We start from the raw sequence: 21071 nt of genomic DNA, 5'->3' as shown, positions 1-21071 counted from the left end.
ACAAAGATTGGCGATTCAGTTTGCGGAATATCTTGTGTGATCCTTCGTCCCTCAGGATGACAAGATTGTGGAAAAGCTTTGTGACCTTCTCCGATAACTATCGGAATTACAAACAAAAAAACTTCCAAACTTTGCGAAAAACCTTAGCGCACTTTGCGTTAAAAATACACACCAACATTGGAATTTGAAATTTTTTTATTGAAAATTTAATTTGAGTTGTAACATTTTAATAGTTCACGTATCCAAACGACGGATCCGATTAAATTAACAACTTAAAACTATTAAAAATGAAAAAGTATATCATCTTAATTATCGCATTCTTATTCTCTGCATTATGTCTAAATGTTTTTGCACAAACAAAATCATATCCTTTTGAAGTTCTTAAAACCGGAAAAGGAAAACAATCGATTATATTCATTCCCGGATTTGCTTCTTCTGGCGAAGTATGGAACGAAACCAAAGCCGCATTCGAAAAAAAATTCACATGTTATACACTAACAATGGCCGGATTTGCCGGAGCAAAACCACAGCCAAATCCTTCATTCGAAAACTGGAAAACAGGAATTGCTAATTACATCAAAGACAATAAAATCGAAAAACCAATTATAATCGGTCACAGTATGGGCGGCGGACTAGCGCTTGCCATCGCTGCAGATTATCCGGAATTAATTGGTAAGATTGTCGTTGTTGATGCCTTGCCTTGTTTGGCCGCTTTAACAGATCCTTCTTTTAAATCAAAAGAAAACAACGATTGTTCAGCAACAGTAAATCAAATGACGGCAATGACCGAAATGCAGTTTTATGACATGCAGAAACAAGCGATGCCGAGACTTTTGCTGGATACTTCAAAACTTGAAATGGTTATCGGTTGGAGTGTAAAATCAGATAGAAAAACCTTTGCTCAAATGTATTGCGATTTCTTTAATACCGATTTGAGAGATAGAATCTCAGCGATAAAATGTCCAGCGCTAATTTTATTAGAATCTTATTTTATAAATTTAAAACCGGCAATCGAAGGGCAGTATAAAAACTTGAAAACGGCCAATTTTCAATATGCTGATAAAGGTTTGCATTTCATAATGTATGATGATGCAGAATGGTATTTGGCACAATTAAACACTTTTTTAAAATCTTAAAATGGAATTCGAAGAAATCTATAAAACATATTGGGACAGGATTTTCAGGCTTTGCATGGGATTTGTGAATGATTATGACGCCGCAGAGGATTTAGCTCAGGAAACGTTTATAATTGTCTGGCAAAAGCTGGAAACCTTTAGAAACGAATCTTCTATTGGAACCTGGATTTTTAGAATTGCGTCTAATAATTGTCTTCGGCAGATAGAAAAGCAAAAACGTTTTCCAAAATCAGAACTTCCAGCTCATCTTTCAGAAGAAAAACAAACTTCATTAGAACCTCAAATTCAGTTTTTATACAAATGCATTGCTGAACTGCCCGAGACGGAACGTATCATTATCTCATTAGAATTAGAAGATGTAAGGCAGGCGGAAATCGCTAAAATTATTGGGCTTTCTGAAGCCAATGTGCGAGTGAAAATTCACAGAATAAAAGAGAAACTGACTCAAAAATTTAAAGAAAATGGACAACGATAACAATATAGATTTTAAAGATTTATGGAAAAAACAATCCGTAAGTCAGCCCGATATGCAGGATTTGCTAGTAAGAGTAAATAAATTTAAAAGGGCAGGTTTAAGAAGTTTGTGGATTACCAATATCCTGCTTTTTGCAACAACTGCGTTTATTGTTTTTGTCTGGATCTATTATCAGCCGCAATTTATTTTGACTAAAATAGGAATCATTGTGACGATTTTGGCGATGATGATTTATTTATTTGTTTACAATAAGTTATTAAGCACTTATAAAAATATTGAGACAACACAAACCAATCAGGAATACCTGCAGAATTTAATTTTGATTAAAAAGAAACAACAGTTTTTACAAACCACAATGATGCGTTTTTATTTTGCGACGCTTACGTTTGGAATCTGTTTATATATGTATGAATACGCCAGCAGAATGAGTTTTTTAGGAGCAAGTCTGGCTTATGGACTAACATTATTATGGATGGCGGTTAATTGGTTTTTTATTCTTCCAAAACAAATCAAAAAACAGCAGTTCAAAATAAATAGCCTGATTGATAAATTTGAAGAAATAAATAAGCAATTGCTATAAAGATCGATTGTAGAGACGCACTGTAGTGCGTCTTTTTTTATTTAGATATGGTTTTTTGTCTGAAAAAATGCCAAAATGACATTTTGTTAAAATGGTTCATAATTTGCAGTTTGTTTTGTAAATTTAAATTCAATCAAAAAAGATAAAGATATGGGAGGTGGATATTTAATACTTGCCGGAGCGATAATGTTGTTTAGCTGGATGGTAAGTTCAAAACTTAAAAGTAAATTCGAATTGTATTCTAAACTGCAATTACGAAACGGAATGAGCGGCGCAGAAATAGCTGAAAAAATGCTTGCTGATAACGGAATTACTGATGTTCGTGTTATTTCGACTCCGGGTCAGCTAACAGATCATTATAATCCGTCAGATAAAACAGTAAACTTAAGTGAAGCTGTTTATAATCATAGAAATGCAGCGGCAGCGGCAGTTGCAGCTCACGAATGTGGACATGCTGTTCAGCATGCTATTGGTTACGAATGGTTAACAATGCGTTCTAAATTAGTGCCAATTGTAAACGTAGCCTCAAGCTATATGCAGTGGGTTTTATTAGCCGGAATTTTAATGATCAGGACTTTTCCGCAGTTGTTATTAGTTGGAATTGTAATTTTTGCAGTAACAACATTATTTTCTATCATTACATTACCGGTAGAATATGATGCGAGCAACAGGGCTTTAGCATGGCTTGAAAACAAACACATGCTGACACAAGAAGAACAGGCTGGTGCAAAAGACGCCTTAAAATGGGCTGCAAGAACATATGTGGTTGCCGCTCTTGGATCGATTGCAACGTTGTTGTACTATATTTCAATTTATTCTGGAAGCAGAAGGAATTAAATTGATAATAAGAAAATTATTCAATTAGATAATTTATAGCAAACCCGACAGGTTTTAAAAAACTTCTCGGGTTTTGTTTTTTTATCTATTTATTTTTTTTTTTAAATGATCTAGTCCATTCCGTGTAAGAGTATAAAAAATAAGGCCCACATAATTGTTAATACATAAATACAGTTTAGATATTTGGTTTCTTTAGATTCGTATAGTTTGAAGAATAAAACTATAACGCAAATTATACTTATTGGGACCGAGAGAAAAAATAAAATAGTACCAGAGCTAAGTCTTGAACGATTTCCAGAATCTAATAAAGTAAAAATGAAAGCCACTATGAAATAAACAACAAAATATAAAGCAGTTTTAATTTCAAGTCTAATTTTTGGTATCATTTTTTTGATATGAGTATGTTGGATTTTATTTTTTGGGCTAATCGTCTGTCAGGCTGAGCGAAGTCGAAGCCCTCACATGCAATTAAGCCTTCGACTTCGCTCAGGGTGACAATTGTTCTTTAAGAAACTATCTAATTATCAAATTGACACATTCTCTAATTTTACAATTGAATCTGCCTGTCTATCTGTTGATCCAGTGAAATAAAAGTTTCCGTTCTTGAAACACCTTCAATAGCCTGAATTTTAGTGTTTAAAAGCTGCATTAAATGTTCGTTGTCACGACAGATAATTTTAATTAAAACCGACCAGTTTCCAGTTGTATAATGACATTCCAAAACTTCAGGAATTTTTTTTAAATCTTTTACGGCTTCAGAATTTCGGGAAGCTTTATCAAGATAAACTCCCACAAACGCCATAGTGTTATATCCCAAAACTTTTGGGTTTACAGTAAACTTCGATCCTGAAATAACACCGGACTGTTCCAGCTTTTTTAACCGCTGATGAATTGCGGCTCCCGAAATGCCAATTTTATTGGCGATTTGTAAAATAGGTTTTCGGGCATCGTCCATAAGATATCGAAGGATTTCTTTATCAATACCATCAATTTCGATTAAAAGGGAGTTGATTTTCATAACTTATAATTTGAAACTATTTATTGTGATTTGGGTTTAGAATAGAAATCAAATGTAGTTAAAAGGCTTTAAATAATGAAATTTCAATTTTTAAATTCCAAATTCCAAACTTGAAACCTCAAGTTTCAAATATAGCCCGTGGTTTCAACCACGGGAAACGCATGAAAATCGAAGGAGATAAAGAATTGATTAAAAACAAAAATTCCAAATCCCAATATAAAAATTGGAATTTGGAATTTTAAAAATTTGAATATTTTAAAAAAGGATTATTTTCCTTTGTTTGCTTCTGCAATATATTTCTCTAAAGCCATTGTCATAGAAGGTGTTTCAGGAGTTGGAGCAAGAATATCAATTCTTAAACCATGATCTAAAGCTTCTTTTTGAGTTGTGCTTCCAAATACAGCGATTCTGGTGTTGTTTTGTTGAAAATCCGGGAAGTTTTTAAATAAAGATTTAATTCCTGTTGGACTAAAAAACGCTAAAACATCATAATAAACATCAGCAAGATCAGACAAGTCGCTCATTACAGTTCTGTAAAAAATAGCTTGAGCCCAGTCTACTTTCAGGCCGTTTAATGTTATAGGAGCATCAGCATTTAACTGGTCAGATGCAGGAAGCAAAAACTTCTCGTCTTTGTACTTTTTGATAAGAGGAGATAAATCTGCAAAATCTTTTGCTCCAACGTAAATTTTACGTTTTCTGTAAACAACATACTTTTGAAGATAAAACGCTACTGCTTCAGATTGACAAAAATATTTCAATCCTTCAGGAACTTTGTAACGCATTTCATCAGCCACTCTAAAAAAATGATCTACAGCATTTCGACTTGTTAAAATGATCGCAGTGTAATGATTAAGATCGATTTTTTGTAATCGGATCTCTTTTGCGCTAACCCCTTCCACATGAATAAATGGTCTGAAATCAATTTTTATTTTGTGTTTTTGTTGGAGCTCAAAGTAAGGAGAATTCTCCACTTTAGGTTCAGGCTGTGACACCAAAATTGTTTTCACTTTCATATTATAAACATTTTCTAAGCACTCCCTTTTGTTATCCAATAATAAAGAAAATAATAAGGCGCTATTTCAAGAGCGCAAAGATATAAAATAAAATAAAATAACTTACCGATTATTACGTTTTGATATGTTTTAATTGAAATAAAATAAGAGTATAGACTGATACACAGTGAAATGCCTATCGTTACTAGCGGTACAATCGTTGAAATATTATCATAATAAAACAAAATTGCATTGATTGGAAGGATTAAAACGCCAATATAAGTTCTGTAAGTAACTTTTTGCAAATTAAAAAGCTCCACAAAGTCGTCAATGTTGAATGCTGCAGCTACAATTTTTTCAATTAAATATTTAGCCAGAATAAAATAAAGCAGGAAAGTTGCAATCTGAATAAACAAAATATAATCCGTTTTTGAGGCTTTATTATAAATGTTCATCGTTAGCAAAATAAAAAATGCAAACGAAATAACCTGCACAAAAAATAAACCAACCGTAAAGCTGCTTTTCATGTGGCTGTTATCCCGATAAATTTTTGCATACTTATCTGAAAAAATAAGCTTACTAAATTCTGAAAAACGAGTTTCATAAGCAGATTTTGTCATGGCGACAACAGCAAACGTCAGGACAAACAAAGCTGTTGCCCAGTCTTTGTTTTCAATAATTCGTGGATGAAGGTGTTCAATCATAGCGTGACAAAATTAGTAATTTTTTGTATCAATAGTTTTATTATGTATTTATTATGAACCAAATGCTATAAAAAGTTTACTTTTGCGGTGAAATTACCGAGAAAAAAATGAGTGATAGTATTGTCATAATCCCTACTTATAACGAAATTGAAAACATAGAAAGTATAGTGAGAGCTGTACTTTCGCAGCATAAATCTTTTCACCTGCTAATAATCGACGATAATTCGCCGGACCATACCGCCGATAAAGTTATTGCATTGCAGGAAGAATATCCGGGAAGATTATTTCTTGAAAAAAGAGCTAAAAAAGCCGGTTTAGGAACCGCTTATGTTCATGGTTTTAAATGGTCATTAGAACATAAATATGATTTTATTTTTGAAATGGATGCCGATTTTTCGCATAACCCAAATGATCTTGAAAAATTATACGATGCCTGCCACTTCGGAGGTGCAGATTTAGCTATTGGATCCCGTTATGTTACAGGTGTAAATGTGGTAAACTGGCCTTTAAGCCGAGTTTTAATGTCTTATTTTGCATCAGTTTATGTGAAATTTATTACCGGAATGAAAATTCACGATGCAACTGCCGGTTTTGTTTGTTATAAAAGAGAAGTTTTAGAGAAAATTAATCTAAACAAAATAAAGTTTGTTGGATATGCGTTTCAAATCGAAATGAAGTACAGAACTTATTGTGCTAAATTTGAAATAAAAGAAGTACCTATTATTTTTACAGACAGAACAAAAGGAGTTTCAAAAATGAGTAACGCTATTATTAAGGAAGCAATTCTGGGTGTGATTTCTCTTCGCTTAAAAAAATTAGTCAATACATTATAAGATAGAAACATGAATAGGATTTTAATAAAAAATGCCAAAATTGTAAACGAAGGATCTATTTTTGACGGAGATGTTTTGATCGAAAATGATTTAATTGTTGAGGTTGCAGACAGCATCAGTTTAAAAACATCAGACTGTATTGTAATTGATGCCGAAGGAAGTTATTTAATGCCGGGTGCAATTGATGATCAGGTGCATTTTAGAGAGCCGGGATTAACGCATAAAGGTGATATCGAATCAGAATCGAGAGCTGCGATTGCGGGAGGAATTACTTCTTTCATCGAACAGCCAAATACGGTTCCAAATGCCGTTACTCAGGAAATTTTAGAAGATAAATACCAAATTGCTGCCGAGAAATCATTTGCGAATTATTCGTTTATGATGGGAGCAACGAATGATAATCTGGAAGAAGTTTTAAAAACAAATCCAAAAAATGTTGCCGGAATCAAGATTTTCTTAGGTTCTTCAACAGGAAATATGCTGGTTGACAAGGAAGAAACTTTAGAAAAAATCTTTTCAAGCACACCAATGTTAATTGCTGTGCATTGCGAAGATGAAACTACTATCCAGAACAATTTAGCAGAATTCAAAGAAAAATATGGTGAAGATATTCCGGTAACGGCGCACAATTTAATCAGAAGTGCCGAGGCTTGTTATCTTTCGTCTTCAAAAGCGGTGGCTTTGGCGAAAAAAACGGGAGCAAGGCTTCATATTTTTCACCTTTCTACAGCAAAAGAAATGGAATTGTTTACCAATAAAATTCCATTAGAAGATAAAAAAATTACGGCTGAGGTTTGTGTACATCATCTTTGGTTTACTGATGAAGATTACAAAACAAAAGGAAATTTCATCAAATGGAATCCTGCTGTAAAAACAGAACATGACAGAGCTGAACTTTGGAAAGCTTTAAATGACGGCCGAATTGATGTTATTGCAACAGATCACGCGCCGCATACTAAAGAAGAAAAATTACAATCATATTTAAAAGCACCTTCCGGAGGTCCACTTGTGCAGCATGCAGTTGTGGCAATGTTCGAAGCACATCATCAGGGAAAAATCACCGTGGAGAAAATCGTGGAGAAAATGTGCCACAATCCGGCTAAGATTTTCAAAATCGAAAAAAGAGGTTTTGTTAAAGAAGGTTATTTTGCCGATTTAGTAATTGTAAACCCAAGTTTACCGTGGAGTGTAAAGCCAGAAAATATCCTTGCAAAATGCGGATGGTCGCCTTTTGAAAATTATACTTTTAAATCTAGAATTACACATACTTTTGTAAACGGGGAATTAGTTTACAATAACTTTAAAGTAAAAGATATCCGTGCCGGAAAACGATTATTGTTTGATAGATAAAAAGCTGAAATGAAGAATTGTTTAGTAATGCTATTGGTTTTGTTTCTTTCTGTAAGTTGTAAAAAGGACGTTGTAAAACAGCCTGCAAAACTTATTGAGAAAGATAAAATGATTGATATTATGTATGATTTGTCTCTTCTGGAAGCAATGAAATACCAGCATCAGGAATTGTTAGATTCTACAGAAACCAGCCCAACGAAATTCATTTTAAAAAAATACAAAGTGGACAGTCTTCAGTTTGCTCAAAATAATATGTATTATGCCGCAGATTATGAGAACTACAAAGATATGTTTGATGAAGTGGGCAAACGATTAAAAGTAGCCGAGAGAGCTGCAGATTCTCTTGTTACTATTGAAAATAAAAAAGCAGCGAAAGAAGCTAAAAAGAAACTTAAGGAAACTTCAAAAACTCCAAAGGATTCAATCAAAAAAAGTTCAAAACAACAAATAAACCTCGATTCGATAAGACGACAAATGAAAAAACCACCTAGAAGATAAGGTTTATAGTTTTGAAATGTCTTTTATGTATTGATGTACATCTAAAAAAACCGTTCCAAGAGCGGTTTTTATTTTTTCATTAGAATACAGATTTTTAGAATAAGATGCTTTTGCAGTCGCTTTTGTAATAGTTCTTTTTTGAAAAAATAAAGTCGAAAATATTCCATCGGCAATCCAAAGCAAATTCATTAAAAAAGGTTTTGCATGAAGATGCGGTTTTTTGACTTTTAAAACATCGGCAATGGTCTCTAGGATATCTTTAAAAACAACATTATCTGTAATTAAAGTAAAGCGCTCATTTTTGATATCGCTTTTCATTAACTGATACATTGTTTTTACAACATCATCAATCGAAATAAAACCAGTGCTTCCGAGGGTATAAAAAGGAAGTCCGTTTGCGACTTTTACATACAATTCTGCACTTCCCTGCTGTTTGCTTTTTGTTTTAGGAATTGGACCTAAAATAACGCCCGGATTTACTATAATTACATCTAAACCTTCCTGATGCGCACGCCAGACTTCCATTTCGGCGCCATATTTAGAAATAGCGTAATCGCTGTGCGGTTTTTCCGGATTCCAGTCGGTTTCTTCGGTAATATAAGTTTCATGCGGGGCTAAATCGCCAAGAGCGGCAATAGAACTCACAAAACAGAATTTTTTTATTCCTCTGGCAAGAGAAAAATTAACCATATTGGCTGTTCCTTCAATATTGGTTTTTCGGAGTATTTCTTCATCTGTGGGATCAAAAGAAATAAAGGCAGCGCAATGGTAAACGTAATTAATATCATTAAAAGCAATTTCCAGAGAAGGAACGTCTAAAATATCGGCTTCAAGCCATTCTATTTTTTCAAATAAATCAGCTTTTTTATAGAATTCAAAAACCGATTTTGTTTTTTGAATATTGCTTTCGGTTCGGTAAATAGCCCGAACATTTTCTCCATTTTCAATTAAATGAAGCAATAAATGTGAACCCACTAAACCTGTTCCGCCAGTTACTAATACCATTTTGTAAATATACCGATTTTGCCACAAAGGCACAAAGACGCTAAGTTTTTTTAATGGTTACTTTTTGATTTATTGAGAAAAATAGTGTTCTCTTTGTGTCTTAGTGTCTTTGCGGCAGAAGGTTTTTTGATATTGCAGATGACAATCCTTATATTTGCGCAAAATATTTTAAAAATGAAGAATCTAGTTGAAGAATTAAAGTGGCGCGGTTTATACCATGATAGCATGCCAGGAACGGAAGAACAATTGCTAAAAGAGGTAACGGCGGCATATATTGGTTTTGATCCAACGGCAGATTCGCTGCATATTGGCAGTATGGTTCAGATTATTTTATTGGTTCATTTAAAGAATTTTGGTCATCAGCCAATCGCTCTTGTGGGTGGCGCGACAGGAATGATTGGTGATCCTTCTGGAAAATCTGACGAAAGAAATTTGTTGAACGAAGAAACTTTGGCTAAAAACGTTGCCGGAATCAAAAGTGTTCTGTCTCGTTTCTTAGACTTTAATTCAAAAGAAGCAAACGCTCCAATTATGGTTAATAACTATGACTGGATGAAAGAATTCTCGTTTATTGATTTTGCCCGTGAAGTTGGAAAACGTATTACGGTAAATTATATGATGGCGAAGGATTCTGTTAAAAAGAGAATTAACGGAGAAGGTGAAGGAATGTCTTTCACAGAGTTTACTTATCAATTAATTCAGGGATACGATTTTTATCATTTATATAAAAACAATAACTGCCTTTTGCAAATGGGAGGTTCTGACCAATGGGGAAATATTACCACGGGTACAGAATTAGTACGCAGAATGGGCGGAGAAAGTGCAAAAGCTTTTGCATTGACAACGCCATTAATCACAAAAGCAGACGGATCTAAATTTGGTAAATCTGAAGGTGGAAATGTTTGGTTAGATGCTGATAAAACTTCTGTTTACAAATTTTACCAATTTTGGGTAAATGCAACAGATGTTGATGCAGAGAAATACATTAAAATCTTTACTTTCTTAGATAAAGAAACTATTGATGGTTTAATTGCAGAACATCAGGCTGCACCGCATTTAAGAATTTTACAAAAGAAATTGGCGGAAGAAATCACGATTTTTGTTCACAGTAAAGAAGAATTAGAAAAAGCAATTCAGGCTTCGAATATTTTATTTGGAAATTCGACTGCCGAAGATTTAAAACAATTAGATGAAGCAACTTTTTTAGAAGTTTTTGACGGAGTTCCTCAAGCTGAAATTGCAAAAGCAGATTTAGAAAACGGATTAGATATTATTTCAGTTTTAAACGAAAAAACAGGTTTCTTTAAATCAAACGGAGAAGCAAGAAGAGCTTTAACAGCGAATTCTATTTCTGTAAACAGAGAAAAAATTAAAGAAGATTTTGTTTTAAGTACAAATGATTTGATTAACAATCAGTTTGTGTTATTACAAAGTGGAAAGAAAAATTATTTCGTAATTAGAGTGATTTAAGTGTTTAATCGGTTAATTGTTTAATCGATTTCTGAAAGTTAGAACATATTATATAAATCCCAATAGTTTGAAAGAGCTGTTGGGATTTTTTTATTTTAAAAATCATTCCTTAATGTTTCGTTGGTAGATAGTATTTTTTTTAAATCGAATAATATTTTTAGTATGTTTATCCTCTAAAAACAAAATTTATGATCGGTTTTATATTTATTTATTGGATTTGGAAAGCGTTTAGCAATTTGGCAATTGAATATGATAAGAACAAATGGAAGTATTTCTTTATCGGATTAGGATCATATTACGGAATTACTTTTTTGTCTGCTATTGTGTATGTAATTGCGATTGGAGTTCTAAATGGACTTGATGCGATGGATGATGAAAGTAGCTATAATTCTGGTTTAGATTTCTTTTTTGCGCTTTTAGGAGGTTTAGGCTGTTATGGTGTTTATAAATATTTAGAAAGTAAAGGCGAAAAAGAAAGAGAATTATCTAAAAAAGAAGGAATAGAAAGTATAGGTTTAATAGAAGAAAATTAATTTATTGTTAATTGATTAATCGTTGATTGGTTAACCGTTTAAACAAATCAACAATTAAACTTTTACAAAACCATTAAGTTACAACCGCGAATATCAGAATTATCAAAACGTCCCAATACTTCAAAAGAGTTGTTGGGATTTTTTTTGCCTAAATCCTGCGTTGCAATAAAAGAACAGGAATTGATATTAGCTAAGTCAATTACGTTTATTCCTCCGGTTTTTCCGTCGTTTACGTAAGTGAGAGCATCTTCGGGATCACGAACTAAAATGTGCATCCATGACGGACATTCAAAAACACCTTCGCCAAGAGAATAAGCCTGTGCTAAAAGTTCTGTCATTCCATATTCTGAATGAATAGAAGAAACACCAAAACCTTTACAAAGTATTTCGTGAAGTTCTTCACGAATCATTTCCTTGCGTTTTCCTTTCATTCCTCCGGTTTCCATAATAATGGTATTTTGAAGGTTGAATTGATGTTTTTCGATTAAATCTAATAAGGCGTATGTAACGCCAATTAAAATTACATTTTGACCTGCTTGGTCTAATTCAGTCAGCTTTTTAATTAAGTCGTCGTGATTGTGTAAATAAAAGCCGCTTTCGGGCTGATTGGATAAGTTTATCAAGTCGTCGACCATATAAATAAGCGAAGATCCCTCACGCTCTAAATAAGACGGCAAAAGGGCTAAAACAACATAATCTTCAATATTGCCGTAAAATTGTGAAAATCCCTTGCGGTAACTTTCCTCATATAGGGAAACATCGGTCACTAAATGTCGGCTGGTAATCATTCCGGTTGTACCGCTGCTGGTAAAAGTTACCTGAGCAGGATTTTCGTTAGAAACCACATCGTGGCTTTTGAAAAATTGAATGGGTAAAAAAGGAATTTGCTGTAATGATTTTACCTGCTGAGCATCTGTCTTTAAAAAATCACAAAAATCACGATATACGGCGTTATTAGCGTATTGAAAGCGAAACACTTTTAATGCTGTTTTTTCAAATTGTTTATGGCTTGAAATCGTAAATATATCGCTGGCTGTAATCAAAACTTTTTTTGTGCAAAGATATTGTTTTTCGGTTTTCAGTCGCAGTTTTCAGTCGCAGTTTTCAGCGTTTCGTAAAACTGAAAACTGCGACTGGGACTGAAAACGAAAAAAGCTCCCAAAAAGGAGCTTTTTTTATTTTATCGGATAATTAATTTTCGGGTTGAGGAGGAATTTTGCTCGCTTATTTTTATGATATAAACGCCTGGAACTAAATCTGCAACACTAAGTTCTCTGGAAGCTAAATGCGTCTGCAGTACTTTTTTTCCTAATATATCAAAAACGATTATTTCTTTCTCCAGATCATTTTTAGAAGAAATATATACTCTTCCGCTGGTAACTGGGTTAGGGTACAAGCTTAGTCCCTCAATACCCGTAGCGTCTTGAGTTTTTGGTAATTGCTTACTGTCTTGTGCCGAGACACTTACAGTAAAGAAAAAAGCCAATAAGAATGTAATATAAAAGTAGTTTTTTGCCATCGCATTTGTTTGTGTAAGTAAATATACAAAAAAAATTACAAAAACTACGCCAAAAAAAAACATCCTAATAATTTAGGATGTTTTTAACAATTTTATGCGGTATGTCTTATTTGATCAAGTTTGTTCCGTCAACTGTAGCCCAGTTTCCTGTAGTCAATGAAGCTCCAGTAGCTGTAGTACTTGTTGTAAAAGTTCCAGCTGGGAAAGAAACTGTAAATGTATCAACACCAGCAACAGGGATTACGTTTGTAGTATTGCTAATTTTAACATTTAAAACTTTGATTTTTCCAGTGTTTACCTGGTGTGTATTTGTTGCAGCATCTAAGATACTTACTACGCTACCTTTGTAAGTTGTAGTTCCAGTTGTAAAGTTTCCGTAACCATCAACAATAATGTTGCTGTATTCTCCGTTACCTTCTCTTTTGAATTGGAAAGCATCAACTTGGTTATCTCCAACTTCAGGAACGTTTCCAGCTTCTCTTTTTAAAGTAATGTTAGTAACTTTTGGTCCGAAAGCATTGTCATTTGCAGAAGCTTCGATTTCCATTCCGTAGTTTCCTTTTCCTGTTTGGTAAGCATACCAGTTTGTATTAGCAGTACCTTGCCATCCATCTTGCCAGTCGAATGCATCATCATAGTTTCCGAAAGAGATAGCGTTTGTCATACTTACAGTTCCTCCGAAGAATTCGAATCCGTCATCAGCACCTTTGTAAGCTACTAAGTGATCTAAAGTTGTTCCTGATCCTACTGAGTAAAAAGTAAAAGCATTGTTTTCTTTTTGACCATCAGCTAATTTAGATCCAGCATATTCAACTCTTACATAGTTTAATGAACCACCATTGTGAGTTGCATTAGTTCCTCCGTAAGAAATATTGTTTCCATCTTCTGAAGTTGAAGAAGTTCCTCCACCAGCAACTTTTGCAGGAGCATCACCGTACATGATGATTCCTCCCCAAGAACCTGGAAGTTTAGATTTTTCTGTAAATACAACTGGTTTGTCAGCAGTTCCGTTGATGATTAATTTTCCACCGTTTAAAACAACTAAAGCATTATCTCCAGTAGCTTTGTCTATAGTGATTGTAGATCCTGCATCAAAAGTTACAGTTACACCAGAATTAATTTTTACAATTCCTTTTAAAGTGTAGTTACCGTAAGCAAAAGTTTTGTTAGCAGATATTGGACCTGTAATTTCTCCAGTTGCAGGCGGAGTAACAGGAGTAGGATCGTCACTACTAGAGCAAGAATTTAAAAATAAACTTGTAGCAAGGGCTAAAGCAAAAAATTTAGTTTTCATAATTTGTGTGTTGTATTATTTCGTTTTTATAATGCCAAAATTAATTGGTTAATCTCTTTAAGGCGTTACCTGAACATTACATTACGGTTACCAAAAATTAATTAAAATGTGAAGGGAATGTTAAGCAGGGTTTTTGATTTGTCTTTTAAAATAAAAAGGCTCCAGATATCTGAAGCCTTTTATTTGCGATATGTTGCGTATTAAAACGTGTATCCTAATTTTACAGAAAAACCAACACCTCTTTTATAACTGTTAGCTAATAAAGATGGTTCGTCAACTTTTACAGTTCCGTTGTTTCCAAACTCTAATTTTCTTACTGGGTTTAATAAGTTATCAGCTGTGAATTTTACATCAAAGTGTTCTGAAATTTTACTTCCCCAAACAAAGTCCAATTGCGACACAGGTAATTCATAAGTATTGTCCTGACCGTTTGTACCTACTGCGTAAATTCTTTTTCCGAATACACCATAAACAAGTGACATTGTGTTTGTCCAGTCTTTAGCTAAATTGAATTCATACTTCAAATCAGAATTAATTAACCAGTCTGATGCACCTTGTAAAGATCTTGTCTGGTGTGTTTCGATTGAATTTTTAACCGTAACCAAACCGTCTTCGTCCTGAGATTCGTAAGTTTTTGCAACATTTACTTTTGTAGACATAACAGAAGCATTTAATCCAAAAGAGAAATGCTGTAAGCTTTCACTTATTCTGTTTAACCCTAATAAAAATTCAACTTCAGCTCCAAATAATGTTGCGTTATCTGAATTTAAAAATGTAGTTACAGTTCCAGATGTTGCATTAGCAATAAAAGTTCTTTCGATAGGATTGTCAATATATTTTCCGAATACTCCAAAAGTCAACATTTCTTTAGCAGTTGGGAAAACTTCGTACTTTAAATCAACATTATAGTTATCACTATTTTTCAATAAAGAGTTTCCTTGAGTCGAAGTATTATCTGCATTGATGTATGATATTGGGAAAGATTCCATTACAACCGGTTTTGTATAAGTTTTACTTGCTGCAAAACGAATGTTTGATGTATCGTTTAAAAGATACTTCAGGTTTAACGATGGTAAAACATAAAGGTTGTTGTATTTTTTTAATTTGAAAGGATCATCAAAAGAACCTAAAGTTCTGTAGTATGTTTCTTTAATAGTACTTTCAACTCTTACACCTCCATTAAGTTCAAATTTCTCTGCAAATTTCAAGAATAAGTTTGCGTATCCGGCATTTGCACTTTCATTCAATTTTACTTTGTAAGTAGTGTTCGAACTTTCGTTAAAGAAAACGGCATTGCTGTTAATGTCATTTGTAATTTTGGTATCAATATTGTTTATATCTGTTGATGTAAAAGTTCCGCCATTACTAGCAACAAATCGATAAGAAGATTCCATTTTAGAAACATTTCCGTTATAACCAACTGTCAATTTGTTTTGTTTTCCATCTTTTCCAAATTTCAAGTTGTATTCTAATAATCCAGAAACAAATACATTTCCATCTACATCTAAATACTGACGTAAGAAGTTGTTACCACCGTAAGAAGTGTTAATTTGATTTTCACTTTCCTGAGTTCCTGAGAAAAATTTTCTATCAGGTTGTCCGTATTTTGTATTTGCATAAGATACACCACCTTTTAAAGTTTGGTTTTTATCTTCTGTCAAACTATATTCTCCTAATAATTGAGCATTTAAATAATCTGTTTTATCCAATTGGTTAGTACGGATAAAGTTGTTTTTAACTCCATTGTTGCTTAAAACACCGTATTGGTCTAAAATTGAGTTTAATGTTGTTTTTAAATACAAAGTATTAAAAGCTAACTTAAATCTTTCAGTAGTATAATTTACTCCAACTAATGCAGATGTACTAGTTTTTAAACGGTATTCAGTATTAACAAAATCATTATTGTATTTATCACCAAGAGTTTGAAGCGTTCTGCTTACACCTTCTCTAACAGCATAACTATTGTCGAAATTAAGAGACAATAAGTATGAAATGTTACGATCATTGTTTAAGTCAAATTTTTCTGCATGAAGAAAATTGAAACTAGAGTTTAATGGACTTTTTGTTTTACTTACATTAAAACCTTTATCATTGCTTACAGAGTTTAATGCCTGATCTTGTGTAAAAGTTGTTCTGCCGGCAGTTTCACCTAAAAAGCTTGGCAGCTCTCTGTCTTTTCCGTTAAACCCAAAAAATCCTGCAGCAGAATCTGCATCAGCAGAAAGCAAGAAATCTTTAAAACTGTTTCCAGTAGTATATCCTGCACCAATATTTATTTTGGTAATGTTTTTAGAAACCTTTGAAGTTTGAATGTTAAAAGTTCCACCAGCAAAATCTCCATAAATATTTGGGTTAAATGTTTTGTATACATCAATAACACCTACAATGTTTGTTGGAAACAAATCAAGAGGAACAATTTTTGAAAAAGGGCTGTTTGACGGAACAGCAAGATCATTGATCAATAAGTTGTTGTAACGATCTTCCAGACCACGAACAAATATACCTCTTGATCCTACTTTTGTAATTCCTGTTACTTTTGTTAAACCTTCTTCAACGTCGCTTACACCTTTTCTGGACATTTCCTGTGCACCAATACTTTGTTTGATAACAACAGCATTTTTTTGGTCTAATAAAAGAGCAGTTTCTTTTTCTTTGTTTGCTGTAGATTTTACAACAACATCTTTAAGAGTAAAACTTCCAGAAGAAAGTATTTGATTTATAACTACAGTTTCACCTGCTTTTACAGTAACCGGAGCTTCTTTAGTTTCATATCCTACAAAACTAAAAATAATAGTGTAGTTTCCAGGATTTACATTCAACGAATATTTTCCGTCAATGTCAGTATTAACGCTAATATTTGTACCTTTAATTAAAACATTAGCAAAAGGTAACGCTGCATTGTTCGATTCTTTGTCAGTCAGAACTCCAGAAATCGTACCTTTGTTTTGCGCGATCGAAATCGTACAGATAAATAATGCAATAAATAGAAATCTTAAATTGAATTTCATTTGTGTGTTGTGTTTAATTTATTTTTGTGCAAAGAAAGAACCGCCCTGTAAAGTTCATGTTACGGACTTGTTATGTTTTTGTGTTGTTAAGATTATGAAATTGTTATGAGATTAAATTACGGTTAACACCAATTTTTAACCGTTCATTTGTTAGTATATTTACGCTGTGAAATAAAAAACATCGAATAAATAATTAAGAATATTTGATGTAAAAATCTCAATTTTTGCTATTTATGAAAAAAACACAAACTAAGATTTTATTAGTTGACGACGAACCGGACATTTTAGAAATCGTTGGCTATAACCTCGCTCAGGAAGGCTACCAGATTGTTACAGCTTCTAATGGAAAAGACGCTATAGCAAAGGCTCAGAAAGAATTGCCGGAATTAATTATCATGGACGTGATGATGGCAGAAATGGACGGGATGGAAGCTTGTGAGCACATCAGAAAAATTCCTGAGTTAAATAATGTTATCATAACATTCCTTACGGCAAGAAGCGAAGATTATTCGCAAGTAGCTGGTTTTGACGCAGGTGCTGACGACTATATTACAAAGCCAATCAAGCCAAAATTATTAGTATCTAAAGTAAAGGCTTTGTTAAGAAGGTTAAAAGAACAAGAAGTCGTTACAGATACTATAAATGTTGGCGGAATCGAGATTAACCGCGAAGAATATAAAATCATAAAAGGCAATGTCGAAATTGCTTTACCAAGAAAAGAATTCGAATTATTTTATTTATTAGCTTCAAAACCAGGAAAAGTTTTTAAAAGAGATGAAATCCTTGATAAAGTTTGGGGAAATGAAGTTGTAGTAGGAGGAAGAACAATCGATGTTCACATCAGAAAACTGCGTGAAAAAATAGGAGAAGACCTTTTTAAAACCATAAAAGGTGTTGGGTATAAATTTGAAGTTTAAAAATTCTATATAAATTTGAACCATATAAGTTATATAAGTTCATTTAAATTATAGTGTACATACTTTTGTATTAAAATTATCTTTGTCAAAGTTCTGAACTTTGGCAAAGATTTACTTTTTTACATTGTTTTGTAATCCAAACAAATAAGCTTATTTTTAAATGAACTTATATAACTTATGGTGAAAAGAATAAGCTCCTAATGGTTTTATATTTTAAATATATCAATGAAAATCAATTTTAAAAAAACATACAAATTTGCTATAAAATCGGCATTGTATATCAGTCTTTTCTCGACAGGATTTGTACTGATTTTGATGTCGTTATTGTATAAAAATCAATTAAAACACCAAATTGCATTTGGAATTATTTTCATAATATCCATTTATATATTCTCCTTTTTGGTTTTACAATATCGTGTAGAACGTTTTATTTATCGAAGAGTAAAGAAAATATACGATGAGGTTTCATTATTAGAATCCACAACTCTAATTAACCAGCCCATAACAACCGATATGGAAACGCTTTCGCGCGAAGTGAAAAAGTTTGCAACCGATAAAAAACTCGAAATCGAAATGCTCGAAATTCGTGAACAATACCGCAGGGAATTTCTGGGTAATGTTTCGCATGAATTAAAAACACCATTATTTACCGTTCAGGGATATGTTTCAACTTTGCTCGATGGTGCAATGGACGATAAACACATCAGAAAAAAATATTTAAAACGTGCTGAAAAAGGAGTAGAACGTCTTATATATATAGTTGAAGATTTAGATATGATTACCAAACTAGAGTCTGGTGATTTAGATTTGAATATGACTGATTTTGATATCGTTGAACTGATTCAGAATGTTTTTGATTTATTGGAAATGAAAGCCGATAAAAAGAAAATCAAACTGGCTTTTGAAAGTAAAAATGTACAGTCGGTAATTATTCGCGGAGATCAGGACAGAATTCAGCAGGTTTTAGAAAACCTGATTGTCAACTCCATTAAATATGGAAAAGAAGGCGGTTTGACCGAAGTGGGAGTTGTAAACCTAACCAAGAAAAAAGTCTTAATTCGTATAAGTGATAATGGAGAAGGAGTTGAAAAACAAAACATTCCAAGACTTTTTGAACGTTTTTACCGGGTTGACAAAAGCGGAACACGTTCTGAAGGGGGTTCTGGTTTAGGTTTAGCCATTGTAAAGCACATTATTGAAGCACATAAAGAGAAAGTTTATGTAGAAAGTGAGTTCGGAATTGGTTCAGAATTCTCTTTTACGCTTGAAAAAGCATTTAAAATACAAAAAGCCGACGTTAAAAAATTGTAAGTTCATTTTTGCTGAAAGCCCTAAAACAAGGGTTTTAACAATAAATAAACATACGATTTTAGTCGATAACATTAAATTTTTATTATAGTAACATCTGGTTAATGATTTCTTAACATAGGTGATCCATCTTTGCATCCTGAAATTAAGGGAATTAAAGAACTAATGATAAAAAGAAAAATATTAGCCGTTTTAATGCTGATTACTTGTGCTGCAAATGCGCAGGAAATAAACAAACAGGAAATAAACAAACAAGAAGTAAAAAATGAAGTACTTCGTATTTTAGATTCCATCAACAAAGCAAAGCTTCCGGAAACTAAATCCGGAGGAGGAGTTGAAGAACACTGGTACGACAGAATTTCTTTAAGAGGTTATGCCCAAATTAGATACAACGGACTTTTTTCTACAAATGATAAAGTTTCCTGCGAGCAATGTGATAAATCCTGGGGAACAACTTCAACCGCTCCAGACGCAAAAGCAAACAACGGACTTTTTATTCGCCGTGCCCGTTTAGTGTTTTCAGGACAAGTTCATCCAAATGTATTTTTCTATTTTCAACCCGATTTTGCCAGTTCGCCTGTAACTGGAATTCAGAATTTCGTTCAAATTAGAGATTTATATTTTGACCTTTCTTTTGATAAGAAAAAAGAATACCGCGTTCGTGTTGGACAGAGTAAAATTCCATACGGATTTGAAAACATGCAGTCAAGTTCGCAGCGTTTAACACTGGATCGTGCTGATGCTATCAACAGTTCAATAGCAAATGAGCGTGATTTAGGAATCTTCTTTTACTGGGCACCGGCCGAAATTAGAGAGCGTTTTGCCATGCTGGTTAAAGACGGATATAAAGGTTCTGGTGATTTTGGTGTATTTGCTTTAGGAGTTTATAATGGACAAATTGCTAATAAAATAGACGGAAACAGAGATTTAAATGTGGTGGCCAGAGTAACCTATCCATTCGTAATTGGAAATCAGATTATCGAAGCTGGAATTCAGGCTTACACAGGAAAATGGGCTTTTACCGGAGAAATTTCTAATGGAGTAAGTGTTGATGATCCGCAATATGTGAAAGACCAAAGACTTGGGGCAACTTTTGTTTTATATCCAAAACCATTCGGAATCCAGACAGAATATAATATAGGAAGAGGCCCGCGTTATAATACGTTAACCAATCACGTTGATGAAACCGATTTAAACGGAGGTTATGTTTTATTAAACTATAAATGGGACATCAAAAAACAGCATATTTATCCTTTTGCCAAATTTCAATATTATGACGGAGGAAAAAAATACGAAAAAGATGCCAGAAGTTATGTCGTAAGAGATTACGAATTTGGTGTCGAATGGCAGCCAATTAAAGCTTTTGAACTAACGGCAGAATACGTAATCGCCGACAGAACTTTTGAAGACAGTGCGCTTCCAATAAACAGACAACAAGGGAATGTATTGCGATTACAAGCGCAGTTCAACTTCTAAAAAATAAAATCCGTGTCAATCCGCGTTTTCACGATAGTGAATCCGTTTAATCTGCGTCGAAAATTAGACACAGATTAAACGGATTTGCTTTTGCAAAATCGCAGATTGACACAGA

At 33.3% G+C, this 21071-nt stretch carries 20 protein-coding genes; 12 read left to right on the top strand and 8 right to left on the bottom strand.

The features are described from left to right. The first annotated feature begins 287 nt into the window (after positions 1 to 287). The 4 genes from NLJ00_RS03225 (at position 288) to NLJ00_RS03210 (ending at position 3028) form a co-directional block, all read left to right on the top strand. Complete coding sequence (locus NLJ00_RS03225; protein ID WP_256636210.1) at positions 288 to 1136, top strand: alpha/beta fold hydrolase; 849 nt, start codon at positions 288 to 290, stop codon at positions 1134 to 1136. 1 nt (position 1137) lies between these two features. Further along, a complete protein-coding gene (locus NLJ00_RS03220) occupies positions 1138 to 1611 on the top strand; it encodes an RNA polymerase sigma factor (RefSeq protein WP_256636209.1) in 474 nt (157 codons plus the stop codon). Further along, positions 1598 to 2191, top strand: coding sequence for a hypothetical protein (locus tag NLJ00_RS03215; protein ID WP_256636208.1), 594 nt, complete (start codon positions 1598 to 1600; stop codon positions 2189 to 2191). The genes NLJ00_RS03220 and NLJ00_RS03215 overlap by 14 nt, the downstream gene beginning before the upstream one ends. A gap of 150 nt (positions 2192 to 2341) precedes the next feature. Beyond that, positions 2342 to 3028: a zinc metallopeptidase gene (locus tag NLJ00_RS03210; protein ID WP_256636207.1), complete on the top strand. Its 687-nt coding sequence runs from the start codon at positions 2342 to 2344 to the stop codon at positions 3026 to 3028. Between the two features lie 547 nt (positions 3029 to 3575). Here the strand turns inward: NLJ00_RS03210 and NLJ00_RS03205 are convergent. The 3 genes from NLJ00_RS03205 to NLJ00_RS03195 all read right to left on the bottom strand — a co-directional run bounded on the left by NLJ00_RS03205 (position 3576) and on the right by NLJ00_RS03195 (position 5745). Then, complete coding sequence (locus NLJ00_RS03205) at positions 3576 to 4046, bottom strand: Lrp/AsnC family transcriptional regulator (protein ID WP_035681816.1); 471 nt, start codon at positions 4044 to 4046, stop codon at positions 3576 to 3578. A 266-nt stretch (positions 4047 to 4312) separates the two neighbouring features. Further along, positions 4313 to 5062: a uroporphyrinogen-III synthase gene (locus tag NLJ00_RS03200; protein WP_053472472.1), complete on the bottom strand. Its 750-nt coding sequence runs from the start codon at positions 5060 to 5062 to the stop codon at positions 4313 to 4315. Positions 5063 to 5076: 14 nt separating this feature from the next. Beyond that, positions 5077 to 5745, bottom strand: a complete 669-nt coding sequence (locus NLJ00_RS03195; protein WP_256636206.1) for a DUF4271 domain-containing protein — start codon at positions 5743 to 5745, stop codon at positions 5077 to 5079. Positions 5746 to 5852: 107 nt separating this feature from the next. Here NLJ00_RS03195 and NLJ00_RS03190 point away from each other — a divergent pair, with 107 nt between their 5' ends. From NLJ00_RS03190 to NLJ00_RS03180, 3 genes are read left to right on the top strand one after another with little or no spacing between them, the layout of a single operon-like run. After that, complete coding sequence (locus NLJ00_RS03190) at positions 5853 to 6578, top strand: polyprenol monophosphomannose synthase (protein ID WP_053472474.1); 726 nt, start codon at positions 5853 to 5855, stop codon at positions 6576 to 6578. Positions 6579 to 6587: 9 nt separating this feature from the next. Next, on the top strand, positions 6588 to 7928 hold the full coding sequence (locus NLJ00_RS03185) for a dihydroorotase (protein WP_256636205.1): 1341 nt from the start codon (positions 6588 to 6590) through the stop codon (positions 7926 to 7928). 9 nt (positions 7929 to 7937) lie between these two features. Further along, a complete protein-coding gene (locus tag NLJ00_RS03180; protein WP_256636204.1) occupies positions 7938 to 8426 on the top strand; it encodes a DUF4296 domain-containing protein in 489 nt (162 codons plus the stop codon). A 3-nt stretch (positions 8427 to 8429) separates the two neighbouring features. Here NLJ00_RS03180 and NLJ00_RS03175 read toward each other — a convergent pair whose 3' ends face one another. Then, the gene (locus NLJ00_RS03175; RefSeq protein WP_256636203.1) at positions 8430 to 9431 is read right to left on the bottom strand and encodes an NAD-dependent epimerase/dehydratase family protein; all 1002 of its coding nucleotides are present in this window, start codon (positions 9429 to 9431) and stop codon (positions 8430 to 8432) included. A 174-nt stretch (positions 9432 to 9605) separates the two neighbouring features. Between NLJ00_RS03175 and tyrS the strand changes: the two genes are divergently transcribed. Together tyrS and NLJ00_RS03165 are read left to right on the top strand one after the other, a co-directional pair. Further along, positions 9606 to 10901 (top strand): tyrosine--tRNA ligase, encoded by a 1296-nt coding sequence (gene tyrS, locus NLJ00_RS03170; protein ID WP_180856872.1) that lies wholly within the window; start codon positions 9606 to 9608, stop codon positions 10899 to 10901. Positions 10902 to 11089: 188 nt separating this feature from the next. Further along, positions 11090 to 11434 (top strand): hypothetical protein, encoded by a 345-nt coding sequence (locus tag NLJ00_RS03165; RefSeq protein ID WP_256636202.1) that lies wholly within the window; start codon positions 11090 to 11092, stop codon positions 11432 to 11434. Positions 11435 to 11496: 62 nt separating this feature from the next. Here NLJ00_RS03165 and NLJ00_RS03160 read toward each other — a convergent pair whose 3' ends face one another. The 4 genes from NLJ00_RS03160 to NLJ00_RS03145 all read right to left on the bottom strand — a co-directional run bounded on the left by NLJ00_RS03160 (position 11497) and on the right by NLJ00_RS03145 (position 17255). After that, complete coding sequence (locus NLJ00_RS03160; RefSeq protein ID WP_256636201.1) at positions 11497 to 12477, bottom strand: LuxE/PaaK family acyltransferase; 981 nt, start codon at positions 12475 to 12477, stop codon at positions 11497 to 11499. A gap of 137 nt (positions 12478 to 12614) precedes the next feature. Then, the gene (locus tag NLJ00_RS03155; protein ID WP_053472555.1) at positions 12615 to 12953 is read right to left on the bottom strand and encodes a T9SS type A sorting domain-containing protein; all 339 of its coding nucleotides are present in this window, start codon (positions 12951 to 12953) and stop codon (positions 12615 to 12617) included. A 106-nt stretch (positions 12954 to 13059) separates the two neighbouring features. Beyond that, positions 13060 to 14247 (bottom strand): hypothetical protein, encoded by a 1188-nt coding sequence (locus NLJ00_RS03150; RefSeq protein ID WP_053472486.1) that lies wholly within the window; start codon positions 14245 to 14247, stop codon positions 13060 to 13062. 200 nt (positions 14248 to 14447) lie between these two features. Beyond that, positions 14448 to 17255, bottom strand: coding sequence for a TonB-dependent receptor (locus NLJ00_RS03145; protein ID WP_256636200.1), 2808 nt, complete (start codon positions 17253 to 17255; stop codon positions 14448 to 14450). Positions 17256 to 17488: 233 nt separating this feature from the next. Here NLJ00_RS03145 and NLJ00_RS03140 point away from each other — a divergent pair, with 233 nt between their 5' ends. The 3 genes from NLJ00_RS03140 (at position 17489) to NLJ00_RS03130 (ending at position 20956) form a co-directional block, all read left to right on the top strand. Continuing rightward, complete coding sequence (locus tag NLJ00_RS03140; protein ID WP_012022635.1) at positions 17489 to 18172, top strand: response regulator transcription factor; 684 nt, start codon at positions 17489 to 17491, stop codon at positions 18170 to 18172. Between the two features lie 225 nt (positions 18173 to 18397). Continuing rightward, positions 18398 to 19483 (top strand): sensor histidine kinase, encoded by a 1086-nt coding sequence (locus tag NLJ00_RS03135; RefSeq protein WP_180856869.1) that lies wholly within the window; start codon positions 18398 to 18400, stop codon positions 19481 to 19483. 162 nt (positions 19484 to 19645) lie between these two features. Beyond that, positions 19646 to 20956 carry a porin gene (locus NLJ00_RS03130; RefSeq protein WP_256636199.1) on the top strand — a complete coding sequence of 437 codons (1311 nt, stop codon included), beginning with the start codon at positions 19646 to 19648 and terminating at the stop codon, positions 20954 to 20956. Positions 20957 to 21071 lie beyond the last annotated feature (115 nt).

The organism is Flavobacterium panici, from assembly GCF_024499525.1.
Lineage (GTDB): Bacteria > Bacteroidota > Bacteroidia > Flavobacteriales > Flavobacteriaceae > Flavobacterium > Flavobacterium panici.
This window is presented reverse-complemented; position numbering and strand designations above follow the sequence as displayed.

Coding starts and splice junctions, on each gene's coding strand:
- NLJ00_RS03225 (WP_256636210.1), top strand. CDS start 288: ATGAAAAAGTATATCATCTTAATTATCGCATTCTTATTCTCTGCATTA.
- NLJ00_RS03220 (WP_256636209.1), top strand. CDS start 1,138: ATGGAATTCGAAGAAATCTATAAAACATATTGGGACAGGATTTTCAGG.
- NLJ00_RS03215 (WP_256636208.1), top strand. CDS start 1,598: ATGGACAACGATAACAATATAGATTTTAAAGATTTATGGAAAAAACAA.
- NLJ00_RS03210 (WP_256636207.1), top strand. CDS start 2,342: ATGGGAGGTGGATATTTAATACTTGCCGGAGCGATAATGTTGTTTAGC.
- NLJ00_RS03205 (WP_035681816.1), bottom strand. CDS start 4,046: ATGAAAATCAACTCCCTTTTAATCGAAATTGATGGTATTGATAAAGAA.
- NLJ00_RS03200 (WP_053472472.1), bottom strand. CDS start 5,062: ATGAAAGTGAAAACAATTTTGGTGTCACAGCCTGAACCTAAAGTGGAG.
- NLJ00_RS03195 (WP_256636206.1), bottom strand. CDS start 5,745: ATGATTGAACACCTTCATCCACGAATTATTGAAAACAAAGACTGGGCA.
- NLJ00_RS03190 (WP_053472474.1), top strand. CDS start 5,853: ATGAGTGATAGTATTGTCATAATCCCTACTTATAACGAAATTGAAAAC.
- NLJ00_RS03185 (WP_256636205.1), top strand. CDS start 6,588: ATGAATAGGATTTTAATAAAAAATGCCAAAATTGTAAACGAAGGATCT.
- NLJ00_RS03180 (WP_256636204.1), top strand. CDS start 7,938: ATGAAGAATTGTTTAGTAATGCTATTGGTTTTGTTTCTTTCTGTAAGT.
- NLJ00_RS03175 (WP_256636203.1), bottom strand. CDS start 9,431: ATGGTATTAGTAACTGGCGGAACAGGTTTAGTGGGTTCACATTTATTG.
- tyrS (WP_180856872.1), top strand. CDS start 9,606: ATGAAGAATCTAGTTGAAGAATTAAAGTGGCGCGGTTTATACCATGAT.
- NLJ00_RS03165 (WP_256636202.1), top strand. CDS start 11,090: ATGATCGGTTTTATATTTATTTATTGGATTTGGAAAGCGTTTAGCAAT.
- NLJ00_RS03155 (WP_053472555.1), bottom strand. CDS start 12,953: ATGGCAAAAAACTACTTTTATATTACATTCTTATTGGCTTTTTTCTTT.
- NLJ00_RS03150 (WP_053472486.1), bottom strand. CDS start 14,247: ATGAAAACTAAATTTTTTGCTTTAGCCCTTGCTACAAGTTTATTTTTA.
- NLJ00_RS03145 (WP_256636200.1), bottom strand. CDS start 17,255: ATGAAATTCAATTTAAGATTTCTATTTATTGCATTATTTATCTGTACG.
- NLJ00_RS03140 (WP_012022635.1), top strand. CDS start 17,489: ATGAAAAAAACACAAACTAAGATTTTATTAGTTGACGACGAACCGGAC.
- NLJ00_RS03135 (WP_180856869.1), top strand. CDS start 18,398: ATGAAAATCAATTTTAAAAAAACATACAAATTTGCTATAAAATCGGCA.
- NLJ00_RS03130 (WP_256636199.1), top strand. CDS start 19,646: ATGATAAAAAGAAAAATATTAGCCGTTTTAATGCTGATTACTTGTGCT.